14 protein-coding genes are annotated in these 14,012 nt (G+C 26.8%); 5 read left to right on the top strand and 9 right to left on the bottom strand.

Going from position 1 to position 14,012, the window contains the following annotated elements; translation table 11 throughout:
* Positions 1–31 precede the first annotated feature (31 nt).
* Both BFL38_RS08385 and BFL38_RS08380 read left to right on the top strand, forming a co-directional pair.
* Positions 32–1,780 carry an ABC transporter ATP-binding protein/permease gene (locus BFL38_RS08385; protein WP_069726632.1) on the top strand — a complete coding sequence of 583 codons (1,749 nt, stop codon included), beginning with the start codon at positions 32–34 and terminating at the stop codon, positions 1,778–1,780.
* 33 nt (positions 1,781–1,813) lie between these two features.
* Positions 1,814–3,466: an amino acid ABC transporter ATP-binding/permease protein gene (locus tag BFL38_RS08380; protein ID WP_069726631.1), complete on the top strand. Its 1,653-nt coding sequence runs from the start codon at positions 1,814–1,816 to the stop codon at positions 3,464–3,466.
* A 183-nt stretch (positions 3,467–3,649) separates the two neighbouring features.
* Here the strand turns inward: BFL38_RS08380 and BFL38_RS08375 are convergent, their stop codons facing one another.
* The 7 genes from BFL38_RS08375 to BFL38_RS08350 form a co-directional block, all read right to left on the bottom strand.
* Entirely contained in the window at positions 3,650–4,078 is a 429-nt protein-coding gene (locus BFL38_RS08375; protein ID WP_069726630.1) for an ankyrin repeat domain-containing protein, read from the bottom strand.
* Positions 4,079–4,219: 141 nt separating this feature from the next.
* Positions 4,220–4,693 (bottom strand): glutathione peroxidase, encoded by a 474-nt coding sequence (locus BFL38_RS08370; RefSeq protein WP_069726629.1) that lies wholly within the window; start codon positions 4,691–4,693, stop codon positions 4,220–4,222.
* Positions 4,690–5,484 carry a nucleoside triphosphate pyrophosphohydrolase gene (gene mazG / locus BFL38_RS08365; RefSeq protein ID WP_069726628.1) on the bottom strand — a complete coding sequence of 265 codons (795 nt, stop codon included), beginning with the start codon at positions 5,482–5,484 and terminating at the stop codon, positions 4,690–4,692. The genes BFL38_RS08370 and mazG overlap by 4 nt, the downstream gene beginning before the upstream one ends.
* Positions 5,485–5,497: 13 nt before the next feature.
* Positions 5,498–5,998, bottom strand: coding sequence for a hypothetical protein (locus BFL38_RS08360; RefSeq protein ID WP_069726627.1), 501 nt, complete (start codon positions 5,996–5,998; stop codon positions 5,498–5,500).
* A gap of 14 nt (positions 5,999–6,012) precedes the next feature.
* Positions 6,013–6,159: a hypothetical protein gene (locus BFL38_RS15165; RefSeq protein WP_176720563.1), complete on the bottom strand. Its 147-nt coding sequence runs from the start codon at positions 6,157–6,159 to the stop codon at positions 6,013–6,015.
* 140 nt (positions 6,160–6,299) lie between these two features.
* Positions 6,300–7,004, bottom strand: coding sequence for a flagellar filament outer layer protein FlaA (locus BFL38_RS08355; RefSeq protein ID WP_069726626.1), 705 nt, complete (start codon positions 7,002–7,004; stop codon positions 6,300–6,302).
* Between the two features lie 18 nt (positions 7,005–7,022).
* Positions 7,023–7,751, bottom strand: coding sequence for a flagellar filament outer layer protein FlaA (locus tag BFL38_RS08350; RefSeq protein ID WP_083249409.1), 729 nt, complete (start codon positions 7,749–7,751; stop codon positions 7,023–7,025).
* A 323-nt stretch (positions 7,752–8,074) separates the two neighbouring features.
* Between BFL38_RS08350 and BFL38_RS08345 the strand changes: the two genes are divergently transcribed.
* Complete coding sequence (locus BFL38_RS08345; RefSeq protein ID WP_069726624.1) at positions 8,075–8,758, top strand: pseudouridine synthase; 684 nt, start codon at positions 8,075–8,077, stop codon at positions 8,756–8,758.
* A gap of 187 nt (positions 8,759–8,945) precedes the next feature.
* Positions 8,946–10,751 carry a methyl-accepting chemotaxis protein gene (locus BFL38_RS08340; RefSeq protein ID WP_069726623.1) on the top strand — a complete coding sequence of 602 codons (1,806 nt, stop codon included), beginning with the start codon at positions 8,946–8,948 and terminating at the stop codon, positions 10,749–10,751.
* Between the two features lie 68 nt (positions 10,752–10,819).
* Here the strand turns inward: BFL38_RS08340 and BFL38_RS08335 are convergent, their stop codons facing one another.
* On the bottom strand, positions 10,820–12,559 hold the full coding sequence (locus BFL38_RS08335; RefSeq protein ID WP_069726622.1) for an RNB domain-containing ribonuclease: 1,740 nt from the start codon (positions 12,557–12,559) through the stop codon (positions 10,820–10,822).
* 174 nt (positions 12,560–12,733) lie between these two features.
* Between BFL38_RS08335 and BFL38_RS08330 the strand changes: the two genes are divergently transcribed.
* A complete protein-coding gene (locus BFL38_RS08330) occupies positions 12,734–13,858 on the top strand; it encodes an ATP phosphoribosyltransferase regulatory subunit (RefSeq protein ID WP_069726621.1) in 1,125 nt (374 codons plus the stop codon).
* Here the strand turns inward: BFL38_RS08330 and BFL38_RS15160 are convergent.
* Positions 13,851–13,991, bottom strand: a complete 141-nt coding sequence (locus BFL38_RS15160) for a hypothetical protein (protein ID WP_176720562.1) — start codon at positions 13,989–13,991, stop codon at positions 13,851–13,853. The two genes, BFL38_RS08330 and BFL38_RS15160, sit on opposite strands and share 8 nt — an antisense overlap.
* Between the last annotated feature and the right edge of the window lie 21 nt (positions 13,992–14,012).

The following is a 14,012-nucleotide window of genomic DNA, read 5'->3' as shown; positions in this document are numbered from 1 at the left end:
TATATATAAATAAAAAATAAAAGGAAAAATTATGATTAATAGAAGATTAATATCATTAATGGGCAATGCTAAAAAATACATAGCATGGCATGTTATAATACAGCTTGTAAATTTGGCTCTGAATATAACAGCTGTATTTTTCATGGCCGATATTATACAGAAGGCTTCACAAGGTAATGTACTAAAAGAAGATATATTAAAAACGGCTATTGCTATTTTTGTTATAATAATATTAAGGTTCAGATTTAATATTTTAATGGCCGACATGTCATATCATGCTTCTGGAAGAGTAAAGCAGACTTTAAGAGAAAAAATGTATTCAAAACTTCTTACACTAGGAAGCAGATATAAAGAAAAATTTTCTACAAGTGAAATAGTACAAATATCTATGGAGGGAGTTGATCAATTAGAAACTTATTTCGGACGATATCTTCCGCAGTTTTTCTATAGTATGATAGCTCCTATAGTTCTTTTTTGCGTACTTTCTACTATAAGCATAAAATCGGCTGTTATACTTTTAATATGTGTACCTCTTATACCTATATCAATTATTGCTATAGTAAAAATTGCTAAAAAAATATTAAAAAAATATTGGGGAAGCTACAGCAATTTGGGAGAGATATTTTTAGAAGATGTGCAGGGACTTACCACTTTAAAAATATATAAAGCTGATAAAAAGAAAAATGAAGAGATGAATATAGAAGCTGAAAAATTTAGAATTGCTACTATGAATCTTCTTTTTATGCAGCTTAATTCTACAACTATAATGGATATAATAGCGTATGGAGGAGCTGCTTTGGGAGTGATAATATCTGTACTTGAATATATGAAAGGAAATATTAATCTTGCCGGCACATTTACTATAATAATGCTTTCTGCAGAGTTTTTTATTCCATTAAGACTTTTAGGCTCATTCTTTCATATTGCTATGAATGGCATATCGGCAAGCGATAAGATGTTTGAAATACTTGATATGAAAGATGATGATAAAAGAATAAATAATATTAGTAAAGACAATAAAGAGGTTATATTTAAAGATGTAAGTTTTGCCTACAATAAAGAAAAAACTATATTAAAAAATATTAATATGACTATAAAAGAAAAATCATTTGTTTCTATAGTAGGAGTTTCAGGTTCCGGTAAAAGCACTATTGCTGGGCTTATATCATTAAGAAATGAAAATTATAAAGGCTCAATAAAAATTGGAAACATAGAGCTTGATACAATAAATAAAGATGATTTATACAAAAAAATAGCCTCTGTAGATCATAATAGTTATTTGTTTGAAGGAACAGTATATGATAATTTAAAAATGGCAGGCAGCACAATAACAGAAAATCAGATGAATGAGGCATTAAAAAAAGTTGAACTTTATGATTTTCTACAGACTGAAAACGGACTTAATACAGTAATAATGGAAAAGGCTGCTAATTTATCCGGAGGACAAAGACAGAGATTAGCTTTAGCTAGGGCTATACTTTTTAATGCTGATATATATATATTTGATGAGGCTACTTCTAATGTTGATGTTGAAAGCGAGGAAAGCATTATGAAGGTTATAAGAGATATTGCCAAAGAAAAGACTGTTATATTAATATCTCATAGACTTTATAACTGTGTGCCTTCTGATCATATATATTTCTTAAAAGATGGAATAATAATGGAAGAAGGAAATCATGATAAATTGATGAGCTTAAACGGAGAATATGCAAAAATCTTCAATGAACAAAGTAATTTGGAAAGCATAACTAAAGGCGAAAGTTTAAGCATAGCAATTTAATATTAATCATTAATAATTTAATAGGAGTTTATAATGCGTAGAAGCGGTATAAAAATTATGGCGGAACTAATTGGATTAATTGCTCCGCTTATGCATGTTATGATATTAGCTATCACTACAGGAGTTTTAGGATTTTTATGTGCTATATCAATAACCATATTCGGGGGATATGCTATATTAACATATATTGGACTGAATTCTTTATTCACAATAAAAACAATATTTATAATAGTTTTAATGCTTGCTTGTTTAAGAGGATTCTTTCACTATATAGAACAGCTTAGCAATCACTTTATAGCTTTTAAATTACTTGCTTTAATAAGAGATAAAGTTTTTAAGGCTTTAAGAAAATTATCTCCTGCCAAACTAGAAGGAAGAGATAAAGGAAATCTAATAGCACTTATTACAAGCGATATAGAATTATTAGAAGTGTTTTATGCCCATACTATTTCACCTATAGCTATAGGAGTATTAACTTCAATTATCATGACAATATTTATAGGAAGTTTTAATGTTATATTAGGTGCTATTGCTTTTCTGGGATATTTTACTATAGGTTTTATTATTCCATATTTTTCATCAAAATTCGGAAAAAATGATGGTATGGCTTATAGAAATAATTTTGGAAAATTAAATAGTTATTTTCTTGACAGTTTATGGGGAATAAAAGAAATACTTCAATTCGGATACGGTGAGAAAAGAATAGAAAATATAAAGAGTAAAACTGATGACTTAATGGAATTAAATAAAAAATTAAAAAAATATGAAGGCGTAATATCAGGGCTTACAACTTCTGCTGTATCATTATTTACATTGGCTGTTCTTGTTATAAGTATAATAATATCAAAAGAATCAAATTTTACTGCTATTATAATACCTACTATAGCAATGGCAAGTTCTTTCGGACCTGTTATAGCATTAAGTAATTTATCAAACAATTTATTTATGACTTTAGCAAGCGGTGAGAGAGTATTAAACTTACTTAAAGAAAAACCTATTATAGAAGAAGTTTATGATGGTAAAAAAGAACTTTCTTTCAATGGTGTTAAATGCGAAGATGTGTATTTTGATTATGAAGGAGAAAAAATATTAAATGATTACAATTTGCAAATAGAGCCTAATAAAATAATAGGAATAAGCGGTAAAAGCGGAAGCGGAAAATCTACACTTCTTAAACTTTTTATGCGTTTTTGGGATATAAAAGAAGGAAGTATTAAAATATCAAATACAAATATAAAAGATATTAATACAGATACGCTTAGAGATATGGAAAGCTATGTAACTCAGGAAACTTCTATTTTTAAAGACACAATAGAAAATAATATAAAAATAGCAAATCAAAATGCATCAAGAGAAGAGGTTATAGAAGCATGCAAAAAAGCTTCATTACATGAATTTATTATGAGTTTGCCTGATGGTTATGATGCAAATGTAGGAGAACTTGGGGACACTTTATCAGGAGGGGAAAAGCAAAGAATTGGTATAGCAAGAAGTTTCTTACATAAAGCTCCTTTTATACTTCTTGATGAGCCTACAAGTAATCTTGATAGTTTGAATGAGGCTGTTATATTGAAATCTATAAAAGATAATAGTGAGAATAGAACTGTTGTTTTAGTTTCACATAGACTTTCAACTTTGAATATAGCTGATAAAATTTATAAGATGAAAACAGACAGGGTAAGTTAAAACTAAATTATGGATATAATCGAAATCCGTATGCTAATTTTTTATAAAATGAATAAAAATAGATTTTGATTATATCCATATTTAAATCATTTTGAATTTCTAAATAATAATATTTAAAAAATAAATACAAACATTACAGAATATAGAAAATATTATACATAATCAAAATTAATAGTAAGAAATTTATTTTTTAAATAAATGCATATATGGAACCCCAATTATTGCAGCCAAATCAACAGCTGAAAAATTTGCTTGTTCAATATTATAATCTGCCCCATTATCTAGTAATATTTTTATAACTTCTTCAGGCTGGTTTTTGATAATAGCTGTATGCAATGGGCTAACTCCTCTGTCATTAATTACATTAACATTGGCACCTCTTTCTATTAAAGCTGCAACTACATCAGCATTGCCTATCTGCACGGCAAGATGAAGACAGCTTATTTTATTATCTGCATAATTTACTTCTTCCTCTGTACTTTTTGATATAAGCTCTAGTAATTTATTTATATGATCCTCTAAATTAAAATCCTCATCATTTTTCTTTTTAATGATTTTAGTAAGCAAGTCATACAATTTGGATGTTTTATATAAATTAGCATTAATAGCCATTAAGCAAAACCTCTGCATTTAATATGATAACATTATAATATAAAATTAGAATTCTTGCAATAAAAAGTCCATAATATGAATGTAAAAAATTAATAAAACAACCCTATAAAAACAGATTTAGTATAATATAATTACAAAATATTATATAATTTTATCTATATATTTAGTTATGCTCTTTGCAGATGAAAAACTAGAAAATCTCCTTACAACATTTCCATTTCTATCTATTAGAAATTTTGTAAAATTCCATTTTATATTTTTATTAAATAAATAATTGCTATTGCTAATAAGATATGAATATAAAGGCTCTATATTCTTTCCTTTAACATCTATTTTTTTAAATCTATCAAAAGATGTATTATATCTTATTTTACAGAAACTATCTATTTTATCATCTGATTCCGGTGCCTGATTTAAAAATTGATTACAAGGAAAATCTAATATTTCAAAGCCTCTGCTACTATACATTTCATATATATTTTCTAAATACTCATACTGTTTAGTAAACCCGCATCTAGTAGCAGTATTAACTATCAAAATAACTTTATTTCTATACTTTGATAAAGATACATCATTACCATTGATATCTTTAACATAAAAATCATATATATTCATTGATTTTCTCTTTCTTTTTTCTTATATTCATTCCAAAGTTTATCCATTTCATCTAAAGACATATCTTCTAATTTTTTATTCATTTCATAAGCAGACTTTTCAACATATTGAAATCTCTTTGTAAATTTTTCATTAACTTTTATAAGAGAATTAACAGGATTAATCTTATTCATACGAGCAAAATCAAGAACAGTCATAATCAAATCCCCTATTTCTTCTTCCAAATGTTCTTTATCCTTCTCTTTATATGCTTCTTTAACTTCCAAAAGTTCTTCTTCTATCTTTGACAAAGAATCATCAATATGTTCGTATTCAAATCCGACACTAGCGGCTTTTTTCATTAATTTATAAGATTTTTCCATAATAGGAAGCGATTTAGGTATACCATCAAGTACACTTTTAAACTCATCAACACCATCAATACCCTTCTCTTCTTTTTTTATCTTATCCCATTGCTTAAGTATACCCTGAACATCTTTCACATCACTATCACCGAATACATGAGGATGCCTTCTTATAAGTTTTTCATTAATATTTTTGCAAACATCATCTATATTAAATTTATTTTCATCTTTAGCAAGCTCAGAAAAAAATACAACATGCAAAAGTACATCTCCAAGCTCTTCTTTAATATTCTCATAATCTCTATTATTAATAGCTTCTACAAGTTCATAAGCCTCTTCCAAAAAACAAGGAATTAAACTGTCAAAAGTCTGTACCTTATCCCAAGCACATCCATTCTCGCCTCTTAAAGTTTGTATTACAGATATAAGTTCTTCAAATGATTTCATTATTACAACTCTTCTAATTAAGTCTTGATATATTTACTTTCATATAATTAATTCTTCTAGGTTCAAGTATAGCATTATATATTACAGCATTTTTTATATCCAATGAAGAAAGCATATGATTGACTTGCCTTTTGTTTTCTGATGTTATAATATTATTAAAATTAGTGCTGACATCTTCTTTTTTTATAGAATTAATTTGAGATATTTTAGAATTATATTTTTCCTGAAGCTCCAATATTTCTCTATCATTGCTTGAAGTTTCATAATGACTAGTATATACATCTTCATTTTTGGTATTTTCTCTAAGAACTTCATCATTATACTTTTTTAAAGTATGAATATTCTTTTGTAATTCTCTAAATATTTCTTCTTCATTTTTATTATTAACTTTCTTATTTTTATGAGTATTCTGTTTTGGTATTTTATTTTGTTTATTTTTTTTATTTGCTTTTTGTACCAAACTCACTATAGCCCATATAATAGCTATTATTACATATATAATTAATTCACTCATCTGACACCTTTTTATTATTTTAAATTATTATCTTCATCAACGCTATCATTTTCTTTTTTATCTTTACTTGCCCTGTTATTTACAATTCTAGTTGTTATAGAATATACAGCTAACAATATAAATCCAATAAGAAGAAGTAAATTTATATTAATATTAGACATAAAACTCTCTTTTAAGTTGTATATATCTTAGTAGTTTAATATAAAATGATATTAATTTCAAGTTATTTATACAAATAAAAAAGGTGAAGTACTATTAATAATACTTCACCTATCATATTCATTTCAACTTGTTATTATTATTACCAAGTATCTAATGGATCATCTTCTTCTCTATAAGTTTCTAAATACATATCAGTTTTAGCCATTAATTGATCAAAATAGATATAGTATTTACCATAAGAATCTCTAGGATCAACTTTAACATGTATACCCATAAAGCTAATACCTTGTTCAACTTGACCTCTGAAGTCTTCTTGTTCTATATTAGCAGGAACTTGTACAGTTATGTTTTTCCAACCCATAAAGTTAAGAGCTTCATTACCAACAGACTGAGGTTTTCCGTTTATATCATAAAGATAGAAACTCATTTTATTATTATGGTTACGACCAGCTACCCAAACACTAATTTCTTTAGTATAACCAGGTATTTTCACAGGTCTAGGTGGAGTAACAGAGAACCAAGGATAACCGGTTCTGAAGTATTCTACTTTAGCACCTAAAATGTATTTATTATTTTCTGCACCTTCAGCTACAACATCAGCTGGACCGCCTTCACGACGAATAATACTAACTACGCCATAATCTCTAGGCATAGAAGCTTGCCAAGTATTAGCAAATTCAAAATCATCTATTAAGTAGTTAGTGATAGCTTCAGTTACGAAGTTATTACCATCTTCACCTTGATTTTGAGTAGTTTGCTCACCTGTTTGAGCCGCATCTTGGGCAAACAACAAGAATGCAACAGTTAGAATTAACATTGTTATCAAGATACTTAATCTTTTCATATTCGTTTTTCTCCTTAATTATTGCGCTTCTTGTGGCTGTTCTGTAGTAGTATCTCCGCTGGCAGTACCGCTATTGCTTTCACCTACTACTTGAGCTCCGCCTTCTGTATATTGTTCAGAAGATCTTCCGCCAACTTCCTGACCTAATGTAGTTTCAATATCAGATCCGTCATAAGACTCTCTAAATGTATCTGTTACTGTTTGGAAATAGTCCAATAAAACTACAAAGTTATCTGCTCTTTCCTCTGGTGATGACCAGAAACGGAAATTCATAAATCTTAAACCTTTAGCTCTAGGAACATAAGGTTCTTCTTGAGGAATAAATGATGGTACTGATGTACTCATATTTCTCCAACCTATATATCTTATAGATCCCAAAGGCAATGTATAAGTATAACCAAGATAATCTTCAAATATCATTTCCATAGTATAGTCATAATTACCACCCCATACCCAAACATCAAAAGTTTGAGCTTTACCTGGTATGATTTTTTGTACTGTTGGAACTAAGTCAAAGAAGTTATAAGATTTTCTGAAAAAAGAAACACTTACTGATAATGAATTAGTTGAATTATAACTTTGGTTACCCATACCATATGGTTTTGTAGCGAACAATCTCATGTTAGGATATTTCATTACAACACCATTTTCATTTGTTCTATCACCTCTGAACATAAAGCGGCTAGCATTTGATATTGGCTGCCATTCATCTAATGTTTCAAAGTTGTAAAGCAATCTAGTTTCCATGTAAACACTAGAAGTTTGTCCATAAACAGCAAATGAACTTATGCTTATGAATAGACAAATGATTATGAGGTAGCGAGAAAAATCTCTCGTACTTCTATAGAATTTCATAGCGCACTCTCCTTAATATTTATAGCTAAGCAATTATATCCAATAACTTAGCACAATTATATTATAATCAATAAAAATTGTCAACTATAAAAATATAAAATTCTAATATATATATCGTTATCATAACTGCATAATTTTAGAAAATATTATTAAAATTTGATTAAAAATTATATTATGGTACTATATATATAATTTTTTATTAAAAAGACTGATAAATGAGATTAAATAAATATATAGCATCTTTAAATATTGCAAGCAGGAGAGAAGCTGACAGGCTTATTCAAAACGGAAATGTTAAAGTTAATGGCATAATTATAACAAACCCGGCAACTCAAGTTAATGAAGATGACAATGTAGAATGCAGCATTGAACAATATAAAGAAAATAAAATATATATAAAATTAAATAAACCTAGAGGTTATGTAGTTTCATCAAATAAAAATGAAGGAAAGCCTATATATAATCTAATCAAAAATGATTTTGATAATATATATCCTGTTGGAAGACTAGATAAAGACAGCTCAGGACTTATACTTTTTACTAATGATGGGGTATTTGCTAAAAAGATAATAGGCGAAAATACAAACTGCGAAAAAGAATATTTTGTCAAAGTTAATGATAGTATACCAGATGGGGCTTTAAAAAAATTAGAGTATGGGATTTCTTTAGACGGACAAAAACTCAAACCTGCAAAGGTAAAAAGAGTTAATAAAAATTCTTTCTACATAATCTTAACAGAAGGAAAAAATAGGCAAATAAGAAGAATGTGCCAAAAAGTAGGTTTTGAAGTAATAATACTAAAAAGATTAAGAATAGCTGATATATTATTAGATGACTTAAAAGAAGGTTCTTTTAAAGAGCTTACAAAAAATGAAATAGAATCTATATTAAAAAATTAGTATTTTTTAGATTTTACAAAGATTTACAATTTTGTAGCCATATATATGATTAACATATATAAATGTTAAATTATTTTTATAAAAATCAAATATACTTTAATATATTCTCATTTTATTAAATATAATTGACACATGAAAAAAAATTTATATACTTTCTACTTGAAGAATTTATTTTAAGGTTATTTCTATGAAAAATAATAAAGTGCTATTATTTAAATTAATTATTCCTTTTGCTGTTTTCTTACTTCTAGCATATATTATTATGTTTTTTGCTTATAAAACTGTATATACTAATGAGTTTATAAAAAATACATTGGTAGAGATCGATAATACTGAATTGGTAATATCTACAGAAATGGAAAAAGTATATGATGTAATGTATACATTAAGAGGATACTTTGAAGCAAATGAAAACTCATTTACAAATATAAGAAAAACACTTGAAAGCATATTAAAATCAAATAAAAACATATATGACATACTATACGGAAATGAAATACCATACAAAGACGGAGGACTTTTTGTTAATGGTATAAGCCCTTATCCTAACACCTATGATCAAACTTCAAGATTATGGTATAAAGGTGCTCTTACCAAAAATGGTATATTTATTACAGAACCTTATGTTGATGCTAATACCGGCGGAATATGTATAACATTGGCATTAGCTGTATACACTAATAATTCACTAAAAGGAGTTATAGGTATAGACTTCTTAGAAATGAATAATATATCAAAAAAAGTTCTTAGCGATAATCAGGTAAATATAATGACTTCAGCAGGACTTTATATGTCCCATGAGAATAAGGACTATATATTTGATGATAATCATAATATATATCAGGAGCCATTATTTAAAGATGCAAAATCATTAGAAGACCCTAATAAAGCTGTAATGCATATAGTAGGAAATGAATGGTACACTATAAAACCATTAAGAGACACCCCTTATAAAATTGTAATACGAGGTGATATGAATGCCATCAATAATAGAATAAGAAATATTATGCTAGCATATCTTTTAGTTATTATTATTTTAATAACAATACAAACAACATTAGCATTCTTTGTAGTTATACCTATATCTCAGATGCTCGATAAAGCTATGAACAGTATAGAGCAAATGTCCAAAGGAAACTTTATTATAGACAGTAAAGATAATGAAAATAAAAATGATAAATCAGGCTCTTTAGTTTCTTATGTCAATAATATGAAAGACGCTATAGGAAATGTTGTGTCAAAACTTCAGTCAAATCTTAATACAATAAATAATGAAATAGAAAGTATATCATCAAGCAGTGAATATTTATCTGACAGAACTAATACTCAGGCAGCTACTATAGAAGAGCTTACCGGTTCAATGCAGTCTTTATCAAGTTCTATAAAAGAAATAAGTTCTAATTCATTACAGGCAAAAGATAAAAGTGTAAAAATAATGGAAACTACAAATACAGGCGTAAAAGCAGTTAATGAAATATCTGCTCATATGCACGAAATATCTGAATCCAGCAAAAAAATATCTGAAATAACTAAACTTATACAATCTATTGCATTTCAAACTAACATACTTGCTCTAAATGCTGCTGTTGAGGCGGCAAGAGCTGGAGAACAGGGAAGAGGTTTTGCCATAGTTGCAAGTGAGGTAAGATCTTTAGCTCAGACTGTTAATGAAGCTGCGAATAATATTACTTCTATTGTAGATGAAACTGTAAAAAGAGTAGAAATCGGAAATGAATCAGCAAGTAAATCATCTTCTATACTAAATACTATTAATGATTTGGTAAAAGAAATGGAAAATGAGCTTCAGGATATATCTCAGTCTATAATGCAGGAAGAGGACGGAATAATACAAATGAATGCCGCTATAAAAGAATTAAATAATATTACTCAGGAAAACTCAAGTTTAGCCACTCAAAACTCAACATCTAGTTCTGAAATATCAAATATGAGTAAAGATATTATTAATGAAATAGAATATTTTAAAGTAAAATAATAATAATAAAATAAGCAGGTACTTTTAATTCCCTGCTTTTTTATAAAAAATATTTAAATTATAAAATTCTACAATGAGAAAAATATCTTTCCGTTTTCTACATTGGATTTGGTAACTAATACTTTTACTCTATCACCCAACTCATAAGCCTTTACTTTATCAACATATACACTTTGCATATCCTGATAAAATCTATAATTAGAGCCAACATAAATAGCCTCTATAAAGCCTTCTATCTCCAAACCTTCTATTTCAACATATATTCCTTTTGGAGATATGGAACTTATAATACCATAATACTCATCTCCAAGTCTGTCTTTCATATACCTTGCCGCTTTTATTTGAATAAGATATCTCTCAGCCTTTTTTGAACTTTTATCAAGCATAGATAAACTATCAATAGAATCTTTGCATATATTTTTTAATCTATCACTTATAGAATTATTATCAGATAAAATAGTATCTTTAACTATTCTATGTATAAGCAAATCAGCATATCTTCTTATAGGAGATGTAAAATAAGTATAATAATCAAGTCCCAAGCCAAAATGACTTTTATTTACTATGCTGTAAGAAGAAGGCGTCATAGAACGAAGAAGTACAGGTATAAGTAAATTTTCTTCCTGTTTTCCTTTGATATTATCTATAAATCCTTTTATATCATAGCTTTTATCAGGATTTTGTTTTAATTCATAACCCTTAGTATGAGCAAGTATTTTAAAATTATTAAATCTATATTCATCAGGAAGTCCATGATAACGGTATATAACTCCCTCATAATTAGATAACTTTTCAGCTATTTTACTGTTGGCAAGAAGCATTAATTCCTCTATTATTGACATAGATTCCTTTTTTTCTTCTGCATAAAACTCTATAGGAATGCCGTCATCATTAAGAACTATTTTGATATCCTGATTTTCAAATTCTACACCCCTGCCCTCTTTCCTTTTTTTATACAAAATATTTTTTATATTTAAAGCATTATCAATAAGTTCTAAAAGCCAATCCTCATCTTTCTCTTCTTTTTTTATAAGTTTTTCAGCATAATCATAAGATAATTTTCTATCAGATCTTATAACACTTTTACAAACAGATGAAGATAATATTTCACCCTCATTATTTATATCAGCAATAAATGTAATAGCAAATCTGTCCTCATTCTCATTTAAAGAAATTATATTGTTAGAAAGAACCTCAGGAAACATATTATAAACTGTATCAATTAAATAAGTGGAATTTCCTCTAGCCCTAGCCTCCAAATCTAAAGGGGAGTCAATCTCTATAAAATGGCTTACATCAGAAATATGAATATACACTTTATAATTATCAGTTTTTTCTATACTGAAGGCATCGTCCAAATCTTTTGAACTTTCACTATCTATAGTTATTGTCTTTAAACTTCTTAAATCAATCCTATCATCTTCTATATTTGTAAAATCAGCATTATTATTTATTTCTTCTGCCAATTTTAATAATTCTTCACTGAAATTTAATTTTATATTATAAGATTTAGCTATAATCTCAGAATCTGATTTAGCATCTTTAGGATCAACATGTACCCGTACAGATTTTATAGTTTTAGGAGCTTCTTCTTTACCTTCTAGTTTATTAATATATTGTCTTCCCTCTTTTGTTACTCGAAGCAAATTACCTGCTGTCTTCTCTATATATCCGCTGCTTATAGCTTTTCTTATTAAGTTAGTAAGAGATGTTTTTTCTAAAGCTGTTTTTGAATTAAATTTTATAAATATATTATAATCCATTTGATTTTTCATTAATTTTTTTATTAATTCTTCTTCTGTTTTCATTAACACTCCTTTTATTAAATTTATAGATAATAATATACTCTTTTTATAGTTATTTCAAATTACACTAAAAAATATAATATAAATAATATTATTTTAATTGCTTTATTATGGTAATTTTTATTTTTTAGATTATAATATGTATTCAAAATTCAAATATTTAAGAAGAATCAAATTATGAATGAAAATAATATAGCATCTAAATTAACAAAAATATATGAACAATACGGATACAAAAAAATTAAATTAAGTAAATTTGAAGATTACAATTTATACAACAATTATAAAGATTTTCTTCAAACAGAGCATATACTCACATTTATGAATTTAAATGGAAATTTGCAGTCTTTAAGACCGGATGTTACATTATCAATAGTAAAAAAAGTTTTAAAAGATAATAATAAATACACAAATAAAATTTATTATATAGAAGATATTTATAAAATAGATTCAGTTTCAAATGAATATGAAGAAATACAGCAGCTAGGCGTAGAAATAATAGGAACTCTAAGCACATATTCAAATCTAGAAATAATAAGCATGGCAATAGATAGTTTAAAATCTATAAATGATGAATATATATTAGAAATATCAAGTATAGATTTTATGTTTGCTTTGATAGATGAACTAAACCTAGATGAAGATAAAAAACTAGAAATACTTAATTTTATATACAGCAAAAATAAACATGATTTAGAAAAAATATTAATATGCAATAATATAAATGAGCAATATAAAAATTATATAATATCACTAATAGATTTATGCGGAAGCTATAAAGAAATATTAAAAAAAATAGAAAGTATAATAATAAATGATAAAATGCAAAAAGCATATAATGAATTAAAAATGCTGTCAGCGGTATTTGAAAATTATGATAACTTCGACAAAATTTTATTAGATTTTTCAATAGAAAGTAAACTTGGATATTATAATGGAATAATTTTTAAAGGATATATAAAAGAAAGCAACGATGCAGTCCTTTCCGGAGGAAGATACGATAAACTCCTTGCAAAATTTAATGCACATACTAGAAATGATAAAAATAAAAAAAATGCAATAGGTTTTGCTGTTTATATGGATAAATTATATACAAGCGATATAGATAAAAATGAATATGACTTCGATATATTAATATTATATAAAAACGGAGATGAAATAATCTTATTAAGCAAAGTACAAAGTCTTATAGAGGAAGAAAAAAAAGTAAGAACAGATATATATAGTGATGACTACAATACAGAATATAGTTACAAAGAAAAATACATATTTGAAAATAATAATTTAATAAAAATTAATTAATTTTATTTTTATTATCATATAAAACTACTCTTGTAACTATAGGATTAAGTTTTACTATAGTACCATCATCTAGTTTATGTTCGGTTAACGCGGTTTTAGTATTTTGTAAATTTTTTATTTTTTTATTTGGCATACAATACACTCCTTTATTTTA

Source organism: Brachyspira hampsonii, assembly GCF_001746205.1.
In the GTDB taxonomy this organism is placed as follows: domain Bacteria; phylum Spirochaetota; class Brachyspiria; order Brachyspirales; family Brachyspiraceae; genus Brachyspira; species Brachyspira hampsonii_B.
Note: the sequence above shows the minus strand (reverse complement) of the source record. Positions and strands in the feature narration are given on the sequence as shown.